The organism is Pseudomonas sp. FG35, assembly GCF_057809295.1.
Genome location: NZ_JBMDJR010000006.1, coordinates 230,809 through 248,096 on the forward strand (window position 1 = coordinate 230,809; position 17,288 = coordinate 248,096).

The window sequence follows — 17,288 nt, forward strand, 5'->3', positions numbered from 1 at the left end:
ATGCCAGTGCCCCAGCATGGGTTTTTTGCCCCAAATTCACGCTTCTGAAGGTCTAAAGCGCCTTAAAGGCGAAAATCTCGCCCTTTAATGTAGCGCTCAAATCGAAAAATGACCCGTTTTGGTGCGCGCAAAACCTTCTGCACATTAACTGGTTAAACCTTGAGCAATTTCCGCTATAATCCGCGCCCCCCTTTTTCGGCTGGCCCTGCGCGCGCTGTTTTCATGAAACTAATCGTAAAAGTCTTCCCCGAGATCACCATCAAAAGCCGACCTGTCCGGACGAAATTCATCCGCCAGCTGGCCAAGAACATCCGCACCGTGCTCCGCGACCTGGACCCGGCCGTGGTGGTGAACGGTGTGTGGGACAACCTCGAGCTGGAAACCCGCGTCACCGACCCCAAGGCCCTGAAAGAGATGGGCGAACGCCTGACCTGCATGCCGGGCATCGCGCACTTTCTGCAGATCGACGAGTACCCGCTGGGCGACTTCGACGACATCACCGAGAAGTGCAAGCAGCACTATGGCGATGCGCTGGCCGGGAAGATCTTCTCGGTGCGCTGCAAGCGTGCGGGCAAGCATGCGTTCAGCTCGATGGACGTCGAAAAATACGTCGGCAGCAAGCTGCGCCGTGAGTGCGGCGCTGCCGGAATCGACCTGAAGCAGCCGGAGATCGAAGTCCGCATCGAAGTTCGCGACAAACGGTTGTTCGTGATCCACAGCCAGCACAATGGCATCGGCGGCTATCCGCTCGGTGCGCTGGAACAGACGCTGGTACTGATGTCCGGCGGGTTTGACTCGACGGTGGCCGCGTACCAGATCCTGCGCCGCGGCCTGATGACGCATTTCTGCTTCTTCAATCTGGGCGGTCGTGCCCACGAATTGGGCGTGATGGAAGTCGCGCATTTCATCTGGAAGAAGTACGGCAGCTCGCAACGCGTGCTATTTGTCAGTGTTCCGTTCGAAGAAGTGCTGGGCGAAATTCTCGGCAAGGTCGACGACAGTCATATGGGCGTCGTGTTGAAGCGTATGATGTTGCGCGCAGCGTCGAGCATTGCCGAACGCCTGCACATCGATGCGCTGGTCACCGGCGAAGCGATTTCCCAGGTGTCGAGCCAGACGTTGCCGAACCTGTCGGTCATCGATTGCGTCACCGACAAACTGGTGCTGCGACCGCTGATCGTCGCCCACAAGCAGGACATCATCGACACGGCCGACCAGATCGGTACCGGTGACTTCGCCCGGCACATGCCGGAATACTGCGGCGTCATCTCGGTCAACCCGAAGACCGCCGCCAAGCGTGGCCGGGTCGAGCACGAAGAGCAGGAATTCGACATGGCGGTGCTCGAGCGTGCGCTCGCAAACGCCAGACTGGTGCCGATCGATCGGGTGATCGACGAATTGGGCCAGGATTTGCAGATCGAAGAAGTCAGCGAAGCACTGGCCGGTCAGATCGTCATCGACATCCGCCACCCGGATGCCGCCGAGGATGACCCGCTGGAACTCGCCGGCATAGAGGTACAGACGATGCCGTTCTACGCAGTGAACGCTCGTTTCAAGGAACTGGACCCTACTCGCCAGTACCTGCTGTATTGCGACAAAGGCGTGATGAGTCGCCTGCATGCTCACCATTTGCTCAGTGAGGGGCATGCCAATGTGCGCGTTTATCGACCGAGCTAAGTGCCCGGGGCTGTTTGCCTGTGGCCTGCGTCACCGGCCCCCCGACACCGCCGTCAAGCTGTAACGGCCATGCCGGACACTACTGTCAATCGCTGCCAAGACTTGTCAGCAAACCGAATCCTCTGATCGAGATACACAAGTGATCGAAAATCTACGCAACATCGCCATCATTGCCCACGTTGACCATGGTAAGACCACCCTGGTAGACAAACTCCTGCGTCAATCCGGCACCCTGGAGCGCAACGAGCTCAACGACGAGCGCGTGATGGACTCCAACGACCAGGAAAAAGAGCGCGGCATTACCATTCTGGCGAAAAACACCGCCATCAACTGGAACGGCTACCACATCAACATCGTGGACACCCCGGGCCACGCCGACTTCGGCGGCGAAGTCGAGCGCGTAATGTCCATGGTTGACTCCGTGCTGCTGCTGGTCGACGCTCAAGACGGCCCTATGCCGCAAACCCGTTTCGTGACCAAGAAGGCTTTCGAAGCCGGCCTGCGTCCAATCGTGGTCATCAACAAGGTTGACCGTCCGGGCGCGCGTCCTGACTGGGTTCTGGACCAGATCTTCGATCTGTTCGACAACCTGGGCGCTACCGAAGAACAACTGGACTTCCAGGTTGTTTACGCTTCGGCCCTGAACGGCATCGCCGGTCTGGACCACACCGCCATGGGCGAAGACATGACCGCGCTGTACCAGGCGGTAGTCGACCACGTTCCGCCTCCGGCTGTTGACCGTGACGGTCCGTTCCAGATGCAGATCTCCGCTCTGGACTACAACAGCTTCCTGGGTGTTATCGGTGTTGGCCGTATCGCTCGTGGTCGCGTCAAGCCGAACACTCCGGTTGTCGCTATCAGCGCCGACGGCAAGCGCCGCAACGGTCGTATCCTGAAGCTGATGGGTCACCACGGTCTGCACCGCGTTGACGTTGAAGAAGCAGCAGCCGGCGACATCGTCTGCATCAGCGGTTTCGACGAGCTGTTCATCTCCGACACCCTGTGCGACATCAACAACGTCGAGGCGATGAAGCCGCTGACCGTTGACGAGCCAACCGTTTCCATGACCTTCCAGGTAAACGACTCGCCATTCTGCGGTAAAGAAGGCAAGTTCGTGACCTCCCGTAACATCAAGGATCGTCTGGACAAAGAGCTGCTGTACAACGTTGCACTGCGCGTTGAAGAAGGCGACTCGGCTGACAAGTTCAAGGTTTCCGGCCGTGGTGAGCTGCACCTCTCGGTACTGATCGAAACCATGCGTCGCGAAGGCTTCGAGCTGGCCCTGGGCCGTCCTGAAGTGATCATCCGTGAAGTTGACGGCGTGAAGCAGGAACCGTTCGAAAACGTGACCATCGACATCCCTGAAGAATCCCAGGGCAAGGTCATGGAAGAAATGGGTCTGCGTAAAGGCGACCTGAGCAACATGGTGCCGGATGGCAAGGGCCGTGTTCGTCTGGAATACAACATCCCTGCTCGCGGTCTGATCGGTTTCCGTAACCAGTTCCTGACCCTGACCAACGGTGCTGGCATCCTGACCTCGATCTTCGACCGTTACGCTCCAGTGAAGTCGGGCCACATGTCCGGCCGTCAGAACGGCGTTCTGGTTTCGGTTGAAACCGGCAAGGCACTGACCTACTCCCTGGAAACCCTGCAGGCTCGTGGCAAGCTGTTCGTAGAACACGGCCAGGAGATCTACAACGGTCAGATCGTTGGTCAGAACTCCCGCGACAACGACCTGGGTGTGAACCCGACCAAAGGCAAGAAGCTCGACAACATGCGTGCTTCGGGTAAAGACGAAACCATCGCTCTGGTCCCACCTGTTCGCTTCACCCTGGAACAGGCTCTGGAATACATCCAGGAAGACGAGCTGTGCGAAGTCACTCCTAAGTCCATCCGTCTTCGCAAGAAGATCCTGGACGAAAGCGAGCGTACCCGCGCTGCCAAGAAAGCCAAGGCATAAGATTTAGCCAAGGCTGAAAAAAACGCCCCCGGTCGAGAGACCGGGGGCGTTTTTGTTTGTCCGGGGAAAAGTGCTGAACCTCAAAAGCCCCCTCACCCTAACCCTCTCCCGGAGGGAGAGGGGACCGATTGGGGGATGCTCAAGAAGTACGCCGACCTGATCGGGATTTACCGAATCCATAATCGACTGGTTGTTTCAGGTCGATGTATGACGCAAGACGACCTCGGTCGGCTCCCTCTCCCTCCGGGAGAGGGCTGGGGTGAGGGGGCGAGGTTCGAGGGTTGGAGTGAGGGTCGGCTTTTAGAAGCGCTCGATCGACCGCGAATTCTGCACCCGCTCCACTTCCTTCGGTTTGTACGCGCAATAGCCAGGGCGCGGGCCGATCTTCGGGTGGTTGCGGCAGGTGTCCGGGCGCTTGTCATAAATGGTGCACAGGCGGCTCTTGCGATCCAGGTAGTAGCAATCGTTGTTGCTCATGCGCTGCAGGGTGAAGATCCCGGACTTCTGGTTGAAGCGCTCGACCAGCCCTTCCTTTTGCAGACGCTTGGCGATGTTCTTCGGCGGGTCGCCCAGTTCGAACTCGTCGACCACGCCGATGCGTACCAGGTCCTTGATCTTGACCTCGACCGGCAGCGTGCAGCAGCTGGAAACGCACGAGCCGCACATCGGGGCCGAATATTTGGCCCAGGTATCGAGACGGTCGATCTCGGCGGCGGCGATCAGGTTGGGCTTCATCATCGGTGTTTACCAGGCGTGTGCGTCAGGGCGCGCGATCATACCGGGACTGGTGGATTTTTGAACAACCTTTCGCCAGATTTTTTCTTTATGCACCCGCATCGTCCGACAATTCGGCACGGCCCCTGCATTCATTGAGGCATTCGCCAGAGTATTGCCGGTCGATCTCACACTCTCGGTAAAAACTGCCGAACCAGAGCCCTTACCGTCGGTCAGACCGTCTAGGCTCTGACAACTCCCCGCTCGCTCGAGGTCCTATCGATGACTCAAGAACCACTAGTTCGCGAAGCAGAGGTGGCCGCATTCCGCGACGCCGTCCTGACCAAACTCACCTACGCGGTGGGCAAAGACCCGGATCACGCCTTCGACCATGACTGGTTCGAAGCCATCGCCCTGGCGGCGCGCGATCACATGGTCGAGCACTGGATGGACCACACCCGGCAGATCTACCGCAAAGGCCAGAAGCGGGTGTATTACCTCTCGCTGGAATTCCTCATCGGCCGTCTGCTGTACGACAGCCTGAGCAACCTCGGCCTGCTGGACGTCGCCCGTGAAGCGCTGACCGAACTGGGCGTCGATCTGGAGCGCATCCGCATCCTCGAGCCGGATGCGGCGCTGGGCAACGGTGGCCTCGGACGGCTGGCGGCGTGCTTCATGGAAAGCATGTCGACCCTCGGCATCGCCGGCCACGGCTACGGTATTCGTTATGAACACGGGCTGTTCCGTCAGGCCATCGTCGACGGTTGGCAACAGGAGCAGACCGAGCACTGGCTGGATTTCGGCAACCCCTGGGAGTTCGAGCGGCCGGAGGTGGTCTATCCGATCGGCTTTGGCGGCAGCGTCGAGACTGTCACCGATGCCAGCGGCAAGTCCCGGCAAGTCTGGCACCCGGCGGAAACTGTCCGGGCGATTGCCTACGACACCCCGGTGGTCGGCTGGCGCGGGGCGAGCGTCAATACCTTGCGCCTGTGGCGGGCCCGAGCGATGGAAGACTTGCACCTGGAGCGCTTCAACGCCGGCGACCACCTGGGCGCCGTCGCCGAAGTGGCCCGGGCCGAAAGTATTTCCCGCGTGCTCTACCCGGCGGACAGCACCGAAGCGGGCCAGGAACTGCGCCTGCGTCAGGAGTATTTCTTCGTCGCCGCGTCGCTGCAGGATTTGCTGCGCCGTCATCGCAACATGCACACCTCGGTGCTGACCCTCGGCGACCACGCGGCGATCCAGCTTAACGACACGCACCCCTCGATTGCCGTCGCCGAACTGATGCGCCAACTGGTCGACGTCTACGACGTGGCCTGGGACGCTGCGTGGCAAGTCACCGTCGACACGCTGTCGTACACCAACCACACGCTGTTGCCCGAAGCGCTGGAAACCTGGCCGGTGGGGCTGATGGAACGCATGCTGCCGCGGCACATGCAGATCATTTACCTGATCAACGCCCAGCATATCGATTCGCTGCGGGCCAAGGGCATCCACGATTTCGACGTGCTGCGCGCGGTGTCGCTGATCGAGGAAGACAACGGGCGCCGGGTGCGCATGGGCAACCTCGCGTTCCTCGGTTCCCACAGCGTCAACGGCGTGTCCGGGCTGCACACGCAACTGATGCGCAAAACCGTGTTCGCTGAACTGCACAAGCTGTATCCGGAGCGGATCAACAACAAGACCAACGGCATCACCTTCCGCCGCTGGCTGTACCAGGCCAACCCGGAGTTGACCTCGATGCTGGTCGATGCCCTTGGCCCGGATGTTCTGGATAACCCCGAACAGCGTCTGCTCGATCTTGAACCGTTCGCCGAGAAACCCGCCTTCCGTAAAGCCTTCGCCGAGCAACGGCTGCACAGCAAAAAAGCCCTCGCCTATCTGATCCATGAACGGCTGGGGATCGCGGTCAACCCGGCGGCGATGTTCGACGTGCAGGTCAAACGGATCCACGAATACAAACGCCAGCTGCTCAACCTGATGCACACCGTCGCGCTGTATCAGGCGATCCGTGCCGAGCCGGAAATCGACTGGGTGCCACGGGTGAAAATCTTCGCCGGCAAGGCTGCGGCGAGTTATCACCAGGCCAAGCTGATCATCAAACTGACCAACGACATCGCCCGGGTGGTGAACAACGACCCGACCGTACGTGGCCTGCTCAAAGTGGTGTTCCTGCCCAACTACAACGTCAGCCTGGCGGAAAGCATCATTCCGGCGGCGGACCTGTCGGAGCAGATCTCCACCGCCGGTTTCGAGGCCTCGGGCACCAGCAACATGAAGTTCGGCCTGAACGGTGCGCTGACCATCGGCACCCTCGACGGCGCCAACGTGGAAATGTGCGAAAACATCGGCGCCGAGCACATGTTCATCTTCGGTCTCAGTGCCCAGCAGGTCGAGGCGCGCAAGCAGAACCACGAGTTCAGCGCGGTGCCGGACATTGCCGCGTCCCATCGCCTCAACGATGTGTTGCAGGCGATCCGCAGCGGGGTGTTCTCGCCGGACGACACGTCGCGCTACACCGGGCTGATCGATTCGCTGGTGGATTACGACCGGTTCTTCGTCTGCGCCGATTTCGACTCCTACTGGGAGGCGCAGATGCGTGTCGATGCGCATTGGCACGACGCCAACAACTGGTGGCGTTCGGCGGTGCTGAACACCTCGCGTATGGGCTGGTTCTCGTCCGACCGGACGATCCGCGAGTACGCCACGGATATCTGGAAGGCACTGGAGTAACTTTTAGCGACAAATGTGCGCCCGGCCCCACGATTGTTGGGCCGGGCCGATATACTGAGCCTTGGTTCCGCCCCGCCACGGGGCTGCTCAGGGATATCGACCATGCAATGGATGTTCATGTTGATCGGGCTGCTGCTCGGCTGGCTGCTCGACGAGTCGTTCAGCGATGCGCTGTTGGGCGCGCTGCTGGGGCTCGCCATCGGGCAGGCGATGCGCATTGCCCGGCTCGGTTCGCAGGCTGCCGAGCAACAGCGTCAGCTGGATCACGCGAAGATTGCGTTGCAGGGCGTCGAACAGCGACTGTTTCTGCTGGAGGGCGCTCCGGCGCATTCGCCAGCGCCGCCGAGTGTCGCGCCGGCCAGCGAAACGATCGTTGAACCCGTCACGGTATTTGAACAACCCTCTGCCGCAGAACCCGAGCTGGTCTGGGAACTGCCACCCGAACTCGAACCTGTTGCTGTCGCCGCCAGCGAATCCAGCCAGCCGCTGCCGGTCGATGTCTGGCGTCTGGACGCCGTTACGCCTGAACCTGAACCCCGACAACCCGCCGAACCTCGTGGCCCGAACCTTATCGAACGCGGCATCAGCGCTGCGCGCAACTGGCTGTTCGGTGGCAACACCGTGCTGCGGGTCGGTGTGGTGCTGTTGTTCTTCGGTCTGGCGTTCCTGCTGCGCTACGCCACCGAAGGCATGGTGGTGCCGATCGAATTGCGTTACGCCGGAGTTGCGGCGGCAGCACTGGGCTTGCTGGCGCTGGGCTGGTGGTTGCGCCATCGCAACAACAGCTACGCCTTGATGCTGCAAGGCACCGGGATCGCGGTGCTGTACCTGACGGTGTTTGCGGCGATGCGTCTGCATCCGCTGCTCGATCCGTCTGCCGCGCTGGGATTGCTGGTGGCAGTGACGGTGTTTTCGGCCATTCTGGCCATCACCCAGGATTCCCTCGCTCTAGCCTGCGTCGCCGCACTGGGCGGTTTCGCCGCGCCGATTCTGACCTCCACCGGCGCCGGCAACCACGTCGCGCTATTCAGTTATTTCGCGCTGCTCAACGCCGGCATTCTGGCCATCGCCTGGTTCAAGGCCTGGCGCCTGCTCAACCTGATCGGCTTCGTTGGGACCTTCGGCATCGGTTTCGCCTGGGGCCTGCGTTCGTACACGCCGGAACTGCTGTGGAGCACCGAACCGTTCCTGATTCTGTTCTTCCTGATGTACCTGGCCATCGGCCTGCTGTTCGCCCGACGCAAGTTGCTGGACATGCCGGACGCCCCGGCGGACGACGATCGCGAGGCGCTGCTGCACTGGTCGGCGCGCAAGGGCGATTACGTCGACGGGACGATGCTGTTCGGCCCGCCGCTGGTGGGTTTCGGCCTGCAATTCGCGCTGGTGCAGCATCTGGAATTCGCTGCCGCGTTCAGTGCGCTGGCGCTGGGCATGATCTACATGGCCCTGGCCAAAGTGCTGATGGGCGGCCGGGCGTTGTTGCTGGGTGAGACTTGCCTGGCGCTTGGGGTGATTTTCGCCAGCCTGGCGATTCCGCTGGGGCTGGATGCACGCTGGACATCTGCCGCGTGGGCGGTGGAGGGTGCGGGGATTTTCTGGCTGGGCTTGCGCCAGCAACGGCCGTTGGCCCGGGCTTTCGCATTGCTGTTGCAACTGGGTTCGGCGCTGGCGTTTCTCAGCCAGTTGCGCGTCGGCGAAAGCAGCCTGCTCGACGGTGCGCCGTTGGGCGCATTAATGCTCGGCGCGGCGTTGCTGTTCAGCTTCTATCAATTGCGCAAGGCGTCGCCGGAGCAAACTTCACCTTGGGAGCGTCAGGGTTTGCCGGTGCTGGCGTGCCTGGGGCTGACCTTCCTGTATCTGCTGGCGTCGCTGTTCTTCTTCATTCAGGGCACGGCGATCAGTTGGGCATTGGCCGGGCTGGCGACCTTGTTCGTCGGCTTGCGCCTGCAATCGCGCACGTTCCTGTTCACCGCGTTTGCCGTGCAGTTGCTTGGCGGGGCGTTATTCCTGTTGCGCCTGCAAGGGGCGGGCGAGGATTCGGCGGCCGTTTTCAGCGCCGGCTGGAGCGGTCTGCTCAGCGCCTCGCTGATCGGTCTGGCGCTGATCGCCGGCATGCTGCTGGCGGCGCGTGACGAGATGGTGCGCAGCGATGTGCGGCTGCTGCGCGGTTTGTCGGTGGTGCTGCTGGCGGGGCTGGTACTGATCAATCTGGCGGTGTTGTTCGTGCTGCCGTGGCAAACCGCGAGTGCCGTTTGGGCGGCCAGTGGCTTGCTGATCATCTGGCTCAGTCTGTACCTCAAGCAGCGCGTGAGTTTTGTGTTCGGTCTGCTGTTGCAACTGATCGGCGGCGCGGCGTTTCTGCTCGCCGGTCCCGAGCTGCTCGGGCTGCTGTCCAGCGAGGGGCTGCGACCGCTGGCCCATGGCGGATTCTGGACGCCACTGGTGCTGGGCCTGGCGGCGATGATCGGAGCGTGGCGCCTGCAACTTGGCAATCATGCCTCGGCGTTCGATGTGCTGAGTCTGCAGCGACTTTCGGAAGTGTTGCTGGTGTGGGGCGCCGGTTGGTGGGCGCTGGCGTGGGTCAGCGAAGTGCTGCGGTTTGCGCCGCAGAATCTCCAGGCGACGCTGTTGCTGCTGGTGGCCGCGCTGAGCGTCGCGTTGTGGACGTTGTTGGCCTTGCGTCTGAAATGGCCTTCGCTCGGGTTGCTCTGCACCGTGCTGATTCCGGCGGCCGGACTTGTGTTGCTCGGCGCGTGGCACTCGCGTTATCACCCGGCGGCGGATTTCGGCTGGCTGGTGTGGGCGGCGGTGTTCGTTGTGCATTTCATCAGCCTGCGACGTCTGGCACCGATGCTGCCGGCGCGGGCCTTGAGCACGGCGCATGTGCTCGGTTGCTGGCTGCTGATCGGCGTGCTGGCGCTGGAATTGCGCTACGGCCTGCTGCTGTTGTCCGAGCAATACAACGCCTGGCGCTGGCTGGGCTGGGCGATTCTGCCGAGTTTGTATCTGTTGCTGATGGCCGCACCGCGTCAGTGGCCATGGCCGGTGGCAGCGTTCCCTCGTGAATATCGCCTGTACGCGGCGGCGCCGCTGGCGGTGTTGATGCTGGTCTGGTTCTGGCTGGCCAATGGCGTCAGCGATGGCAATGCCGAACCGTTGCCTTATGTGCCGCTGCTCAACCCGCTGGAGTTGGGTCTGCTGTTTGCGCTGTTCGGTGTTTACGTCTGGTCGCGCAGCGCCGTAGCCGAGCTGTCGATCCGCCAGGATTACGCGGCATACGCTACGCAACTGATTGCCGGCGTTTCGCTGTTCGCGTTCTGCACTGCGCTGGTGACCCGCGCCGCGCACCATTGGGCGGGGATTCCGTTCGAACTCGATCTGCTGCTCGAATCGATGCTGGTGCAGGCCGGTCTGTCCATCGTCTGGACGCTGATGGCGCTGGGTCTGATGATCGGCGGGCACCTGCGTCATCGCCGCGAAGTGTGGCTGATCGGCGCGGCGCTGATTGCGCTGGTGGTGGCCAAACTGATTTTTGTCGAATTGAGCAACCGTGGCGGACTGGCCCGGATCGTCTCGTTCATCGGCGTCGGCGTTTTGTTGCTGGTGGTGGGCTACTTTGCGCCGCTGCCGCCCAAACGCGTTGACGCTGCACCGGCGGCGGACAAACCGGCCCCGGAAACCGAAGGAGTGTCGTCTTGAGTCGCAAGCTTAATTTCGGGTGGCTGTTGCTGGGCGTGGCCATGACGGCCGGCGCCCAGGAAAAACCGGCGGACTTCGCCGCGCAGGTGCCGTTGTCGGTCAGTGGCGCAGGCCCGTGGTATCGCCTCGAACTGCCGCTGAACGTGCAGTTGCAGGCGCGTCAGACTGATCTCAGCGATCTGCGGGTGTTCAACGCCGCCGGAGAACCGCAGGCCTATGCGCTGGCCCGGGAATCGGCGCAGACCCGCGACGATGGCCAATTGCATGAGGTGAAGTGGTTCCCGCTGTACAACTCGGCGGATGCCACCGAACGTGCGCCGAGCGTTCGCGTGCAATCCACCACCACCGGCACGCTGGTGGAAGTGCAGCCGTCCAGTCAACTTGAAGCCGGTGAAGAAGTACTGCGCGGCTGGCTGCTCGACGCCAGTGCGATCAAGGCGCCGTTGCAGCAACTTTTCCTCGACTGGACCAGCGAGCGCGACGGCTTCCAGCGTTTCAGCATCGAGGCCAGCGACGACCTGCAGCACTGGCAAGCCTGGGGCGAAGGCCAGGTCGCGCGCCTGACCTTTGCCGACGAACGGGTCGAGCAGCATGAAGTCGCGCTGCCAGGGCAATCGGCGCGGTATCTGCGTCTGCTTTGGGATTCACCGGCCTCGGCGCCGGTCCTGACGTCAGCGCAACTGAAAAGCAGCGACCCGCGCAACTTGCCGCTGCCATTGGTCTGGTCGCCAGCGTTGGCCGGCAGCAGCGGCAAGCCCGGCGAATACACCTGGCAGTTGCCGATGGGGCTGAACATCGAGCGGGTGCAGGTCGAGCTGAAGCAAGCCAACAGCCTCGCGCCGGTGACACTTTCGGGGCGTCGCGAAAGCAGTCTGCCGTGGCAAGCGATTAGCAGCGGCTTGCTCTATCGCTTGACCCAGAATGGCCAGGACGTGGTGCAGAACGAATTGCAGCTGTACGGGCAGACCGTGCAGCAGTTGAAACTCACGGTCGACGAACGCGGCGGCGGTCTCGGCGAGCAGGCACCGAGCGTGAAATACGCGGTGCGCGCCACTCAGGTGATCTTCCTCGCGCGCGGCGACGGGCCTTACAGCCTGGCGCTGGGCAGTCCGACGGTGAAGACGGCGAACCTGCCGCTGACCACGCTGATCCCCGATTTCAAACCGGAGAAACTGGCCACGCTGGGCAAGGCCACGGTGCAGGGTGAAGCGCTGGCGACTCAGACCTCGACGGCCACCACGGCTGCGACCACCGACACCCACTGGAAGAGGTTCGGCCTGTGGGCTGTGTTGCTGCTCAGTGTGCTGTTTCTGGCGGCGATGGCCTTCAGTCTGCTGCGCAAGCCGCCGGCCAAATCCTGAATATGAAGGGTGTGGCCTCTACACCCGTCGGGTTTCCAACTACGCTGAATCCGGTGCCTGAACTCTCTGGGTTCGATCACGTCTGATAGCAGGAATTGCACCCGACGCACGTTACCGGGCGTCATTGCTCGCTACGGTTTCAGACTCCCTGTAAACTGCGCGGGTTTTTAGCCCCCCATTCCACCGGAGCCGTCCATGTCCCGCGTTACCCTGAGTCGCTATTTGATTGAGCAGACCCGCAGCAACAACACTCCTGCCGATCTGCGTTTCCTGATCGAAGTGGTGGCGCGCGCCTGTAAAGAAATCAGCCACGCCGTGTCCAAAGGCGCCCTGGGCGGTGTTCTGGGCAGCATGGGCACGGAAAACGTGCAAGGCGAAGTGCAGAAGAAGCTCGACGTGCTGTCGAACGAAATCCTGCTCGAAGCCAACGAATGGGGCGGTCACCTGGCCGGCATGGCGTCCGAAGAAATGGACAACGCCTACCAGATCCCGGGCAAATACCCGAAAGGCGCCTACCTGCTGGTATTCGACCCGCTGGACGGTTCGTCGAACATCGACATCAACGCGCCGGTCGGCACCATCTTCTCCGTGCTGCGTTGCCCGAACGAATACCTGAGCCAGAACGAAGCCCTGGATGAAAAGGCCTTCCTGCAGCCGGGCACTCAGCAAGTTGCCGCCGGTTATGCCATCTATGGCCCGCAGACCATGCTGGTGCTGACCCTGGGCCACGGCGTCAAAGGCTTCACCCTGGACCGCGAAATGGGCAGCTTCGTCCTGACCCACGAAGACATCACTATTCCTGAAAGCACCCAGGAATTCGCCATCAACATGTCCAACCAGCGTCATTGGGAAGCTCCGGTACAGCGCTACGTTTCGGAACTGCTGGCCGGTGAAGAAGGCCCGCTGAAAAAGAACTACAACATGCGTTGGGTCGCGGCGATGGTTGCCGATGTGCACCGCATCCTGACCCGTGGCGGTCTGTTCATGTACCCGCGCGACAGCCGCGAGCCGTCCAAACCGGGCAAACTGCGCCTGATGTACGAAGCCAACCCGATGTCGTTCCTGGTGGAACAGGCAGGCGGCGCTTCCACCGACGGTCACCAGCGCATTCTCGATATCAAGCCTGAAGGCCTGCACCAGCGCGTAGCGGTGTTCCTCGGCTCGAAAGAAGAAGTCGCCCGCGCCACGGCGTACCACAAGGAATAAACCATGACCGCGCCCTGGCAGCCGTTGCTCGATTGGTGGTTCGGTCATGCCGAATCGGCTACTGAAGTGACGGCGCAACAGGGCGGGTTGTGGTTCGGCAAGAAAGACAGCCAGGATCTCGAAGCGCGTGAGCGTTTCGGGGTCTTTGTCGATCAGGCCCTTGCTGGCGAATTGAGCGAATGGACGCAACGTCCCGAAGGTTGGCTGGCGCTGGTGCTGCTGCTCGACCAACTCCCGCGAATGATCTTTCGCGATACGTCCAAGGCTTTCTCGGGTGATCTACGGGCCCAAAAACTGGTGGCTCAGGGGATTGCCGCAGATTTCGATCGGCAGTTGAAACCGATCCAGCGACTCTTCATCTACCTCGTCTTCGAACACTGCGAAAACCTCGCGGTGCAGAATGAGGCTGTTTCGCGATTTATCGAACTGGTGGCTGAACAGCCGGAAGCGGAGCGTGGGGTGTTTGCCGACAACCTGGACTATGCCGAGCGGCATCAGCGGGTGATTGCGCGGTTTGGACGGTTTCCGCATCGCAATGCGGTGTTGGGGCGGGAGTCTACGGTTGAGGAATTGGAGTTTTTGAAAGAGCCGGGTTCGCGGTTTTAGGGCGATTTTCGGCAACCTCAAAAAGCGGCCCTCACCCTAACCCTCTCCCAGAGGGAGAGGGGACTGACCGAGGTGTTTGGTCGTGATACATCGACCTGAAGGTCCAGAGTCGAACGCCGGATTTGAAAGGCATGGAGATCGGCTCCCTTTCCCCCTCGCCCCCTTGGGGGAGAGGGTTGGGGTGAGGGGGTTGCTCTTGATCTTCAGATTCTGAAACTACCCACCAACTGCTTGAGTCGCGCAGCCTGCTGCTCCAGATCCGCACAAGCCCGCAACGTCGCCTGCAAGTTCTCCACGCCTTCCTGGTTCAGCGTATTGATCTCGTTGATATCCACGTTGATCGACTCGACCACCGCCGTCTGCTCTTCCGTCGCGGTCGCCACCGACTGGTTCATGCCGTCGATCTCGCCGATGCGCTGGGTCACGCTGCCCAGACGTTCGCCGGCCTGGTTGGCGATGCCGACGCTGCTTTCGCTCTCACGCTGGCTCTCGGTCATGATGCCGACCGCCTGACGCGCGCCGACTTGCAGCTCTTCAATCATCTTCTGCACTTGCTGCGCCGAATCCTGGGTGCGGTGTGCCAGGTTGCGGACTTCGTCGGCCACCACGGCGAAACCACGACCGGCTTCACCGGCACGGGCCGCTTCGATGGCGGCGTTGAGCGCCAGCAGGTTGGTCTGCTGGGAGATGCTGGTGATCACTTCCAGAATCTGCCCGATGTTCACGGTGTTGCTGTTCAGGGTTTCGATGTTGCCGCAGGAGTCGCTGATCTTCGCCGACAGTTGCTGCATCGCGTGGATAGTCTTGTCCACCACCTGCTGGCCGTCTTCGGCCAGGCTGCGCGCATCGCTTGAGTGTTGCGAGGCGAGGGCGGCGTTCTGGGCGATTTCCTGGGCGGCAGCGCCGAGCTGGTTGATCGCGGCGGCCACGCTATTGGTGCGCGAGGCCTGCTGGTCGGAGTTGAACATCGACGAGTTCGACGCCGCGACCACGCGCAGCGCGACTTCGTTGACTTGCCCGGTGGCCGAGGAGACTTCGCGGATCGAGGTGTGGATGCGCTCGACGAAACGGTTGAACGACAGCCCCAGCGCACCGAATTCATCGTGGCCGTGGATGGTCAGGCGTTTGGTCAGGTCACCTTCGCCTTCGGCGATGTCGTGCATGGCGCGGCCCATGGTCAGCAGCGGCTGCATCAGCACGCGGATCAGCATGCCGAGCAGGGCGATGATGATCACCACGGCGATGACCATCGCGATCAGCGCCGAGGTGCGGAACTCGCTGAGCATCGAGAACGCGGTGTCCTTGTCCAGCACCAGCGCCACGTACCAGTCGGCCGACGGCACGCCGTTGACGCGGGTGAAGGAGATCAGTTGGGTCTTGCCGTCGAACTCGACTTCTTTCAGGCCCGGGCTGACGTTCGGCGCGCCGTTGGGATAGGCCTCGGCCAGGGTCTTGAGTACCAGCTTGCTGTCCGGGTGGATCAGGATCTTGCCGTCGGCGCTGACGATGAACGCATGGCCGTGGCCGCCGAAGTTCAGTGAGTTGATGATTGCGCTGACGCTGGACAGATCAATGTCGGCACCGGCCACACCAATCATCTGGCCCTGGCGCTGTACCGGCGTGGCGACGGTGATCACCAGTTTGCCCGACGAGGCGGCGATGTACGGTTCGGTGACGATGGTCTGTTGCGCAGCGTTGGCGGCCTTGTACCAGCCACGGGCGCGCGGGTCGTAATCCGGTGCGCGGTTGCCGGCCGGGACCGAGAACATCACGCCGTCGGCGCCGCCGAAGTAGCTGAGCTGGAAATTGCCGGTGTAGGCGGGCAGGTCGATGATGCGTTTCAGGCTGGCCGGGGCGTTGCCGTCGGCGACAACCTGCTGCGCCATCGATTGCAGCAACTGGATGCGGCTTTCCAGCCAGGTCTGGATGTTGCTGGTGGTCAGGCTGCCCAGTTCCTGCATCGATGCTTCGGTGCTACTTTGCAGGGCTTCGCGCTGGCGATAGTCGTTGAACAAAATGAAACAGGCGAATGCAACGGCCACCACGAGGGCGGCAGCCAACAAGATCTTGTGGCTGAATTTCATGTTTCTGGTCATTAAGAGAGCTACCGCGAAGGGGCTGGTCAAGAAAGGGCGGCAATTTGCCACACTCTGGGGCTTTGCGCTGCTGTTATTTCGACCGCCACGCGCCAAAGATTAGGCGCCTTTTGCTAAAAGCGACGAAATGCTCGATAGCCTTACAAACTGTCTGATTTACCGGCAAAAGCCGGACGAGCGGGTTAACAAATAGCCAGCCTCCCAGGGAACCAGACAGGGGTTTTCTCTTCTAAGCTTCTGGTTGGCGCCATGCCATCCCCCTTCCGTTCCAGGAGTTACACCATGTCGCTGCGATCTATCGCCCTTCTGTCGTTTTGCGTGCTGTTGGCCGCATGCAGCAAGGTCAATCAGGAAAACTATTCGAAGCTCTCGGCCGGCATGGCCAAGGCCGAAGTGGAGACGCTGCTTGGCAAGCCCACCGATTGCTCGGGCGCGCTCGGCATGTCCAGTTGCACCTGGGGCGACAAGAACAGCTTTATCAGCGTGCAGTACGCCGGTGACAAAGTGCTGATGTTTTCCGGCCAAGGCCTGAAGTAAACCGGGGCTTCGCGCCCACGGGAGAAAAACAATGAAGCGGTTATTGCTTGTCCTTTTGGCCGGCCTGGTATTGGTCGGCTGCGCCACGTCCGGTGAAGATCCGCTGGCGCCGAAGACGGTCAACAGTGTCAATCTCAAGCGTTACCAGGGCACCTGGTACGAACTGGCGCGTCTGCCGATGTACTTCCAGCGCAATTGCGCGCAGTCCGAAGCCCGTTACTCGCTCAAGCCCGACGGCAATGTGGCGGTGTACAACCGCTGCCTGACGGCGGACTGGACGTGGGAAGAAGTCAAAGGCACGGCTTATCCACAGGTGCCGGGCAAGACCGACAAGCTGTGGGTCGAATTCGATACCTGGTTCTCGCGCCTGATTCCGGGTGTGGCGAAGGGTCAATACTGGGTGCTGTACGTCAGCGATGACTACAAGACCGCCCTCGTCGGTGACCCGAGTCGTCGCTACCTGTGGCTGTTGTCCCGCACGCCGACCGTCAACGGTGTGGTGCGTGAGGAGCTGTTGAGCAAGGCGCGTCAGCAGGGTTATGACACCACGCGCCTGATCTGGCGTACGTCGGATCAACAAATGGCCAAGACGTCCAACTGACTTCTCCTGTTCTGATCGTTCCCACGCTCCGCGTGGGAATGCCTCAATGGACGCTCTGCGTCTGCTTTTGGGACGCGGAGCGTCCCGGGCTGCATTCC

11 protein-coding genes are annotated in these 17,288 nt (G+C 61.5%); 9 read left to right on the forward strand and 2 right to left on the reverse strand.

The window, feature by feature from the left end; translation table 11 throughout:
* Positions 1-222: 222 nt before the first annotated feature.
* Together thiI and typA are read left to right on the forward strand one after the other, a co-directional pair.
* Complete coding sequence (gene thiI, locus ACODTD_RS14455; RefSeq protein WP_011332034.1) at positions 223-1,677, forward strand: tRNA uracil 4-sulfurtransferase ThiI; 1,455 nt, start codon at positions 223-225, stop codon at positions 1,675-1,677.
* A gap of 139 nt (positions 1,678-1,816) precedes the next feature.
* Entirely contained in the window at positions 1,817-3,637 is a 1,821-nt protein-coding gene (gene typA / locus ACODTD_RS14460; protein ID WP_007952502.1) for a translational GTPase TypA, read from the forward strand.
* Between the two features lie 300 nt (positions 3,638-3,937).
* On the opposite strand, the gene ACODTD_RS14465 is transcribed toward typA, so the two are convergent.
* Positions 3,938-4,375: a YkgJ family cysteine cluster protein gene (locus tag ACODTD_RS14465; protein ID WP_007952500.1), complete on the reverse strand. Its 438-nt coding sequence runs from the start codon at positions 4,373-4,375 to the stop codon at positions 3,938-3,940.
* 258 nt (positions 4,376-4,633) lie between these two features.
* Here ACODTD_RS14465 and ACODTD_RS14470 point away from each other — a divergent pair, with 258 nt between their 5' ends.
* The 5 genes from ACODTD_RS14470 (at position 4,634) to ACODTD_RS14490 (ending at position 13,956) form a co-directional block, all read left to right on the forward strand.
* Positions 4,634-7,084, forward strand: coding sequence for a glycogen/starch/alpha-glucan phosphorylase (locus tag ACODTD_RS14470; protein WP_489104960.1), 2,451 nt, complete (start codon positions 4,634-4,636; stop codon positions 7,082-7,084).
* A 102-nt stretch (positions 7,085-7,186) separates the two neighbouring features.
* On the forward strand, positions 7,187-10,783 hold the full coding sequence (locus tag ACODTD_RS14475) for a DUF2339 domain-containing protein (RefSeq protein ID WP_489104961.1): 3,597 nt from the start codon (positions 7,187-7,189) through the stop codon (positions 10,781-10,783).
* A complete protein-coding gene (locus ACODTD_RS14480) occupies positions 10,780-12,144 on the forward strand; it encodes a DUF3999 domain-containing protein (RefSeq protein ID WP_011332037.1) in 1,365 nt (454 codons plus the stop codon). Before ACODTD_RS14475 ends, ACODTD_RS14480 begins: the two co-directional genes overlap by 4 nt.
* A gap of 195 nt (positions 12,145-12,339) precedes the next feature.
* Positions 12,340-13,350: a class 1 fructose-bisphosphatase gene (locus tag ACODTD_RS14485; protein WP_007952492.1), complete on the forward strand. Its 1,011-nt coding sequence runs from the start codon at positions 12,340-12,342 to the stop codon at positions 13,348-13,350.
* A gap of 3 nt (positions 13,351-13,353) precedes the next feature.
* On the forward strand, positions 13,354-13,956 hold the full coding sequence (locus tag ACODTD_RS14490) for a DUF924 family protein (protein ID WP_011332038.1): 603 nt from the start codon (positions 13,354-13,356) through the stop codon (positions 13,954-13,956).
* Between the two features lie 203 nt (positions 13,957-14,159).
* Here the strand turns inward: ACODTD_RS14490 and ACODTD_RS14495 are convergent, their stop codons facing one another.
* Positions 14,160-16,052: a methyl-accepting chemotaxis protein gene (locus ACODTD_RS14495; RefSeq protein ID WP_201817876.1), complete on the reverse strand. Its 1,893-nt coding sequence runs from the start codon at positions 16,050-16,052 to the stop codon at positions 14,160-14,162.
* A 282-nt stretch (positions 16,053-16,334) separates the two neighbouring features.
* On the opposite strand from ACODTD_RS14495, the gene ACODTD_RS14500 reads away from it, so the two are divergent.
* Both ACODTD_RS14500 and ACODTD_RS14505 read left to right on the forward strand, forming a co-directional pair.
* Positions 16,335-16,589, forward strand: coding sequence for a hypothetical protein (locus tag ACODTD_RS14500; RefSeq protein ID WP_007952486.1), 255 nt, complete (start codon positions 16,335-16,337; stop codon positions 16,587-16,589).
* A gap of 31 nt (positions 16,590-16,620) precedes the next feature.
* Entirely contained in the window at positions 16,621-17,190 is a 570-nt protein-coding gene (locus ACODTD_RS14505) for a lipocalin family protein (protein WP_108559160.1), read from the forward strand.
* Positions 17,191-17,288 lie beyond the last annotated feature (98 nt).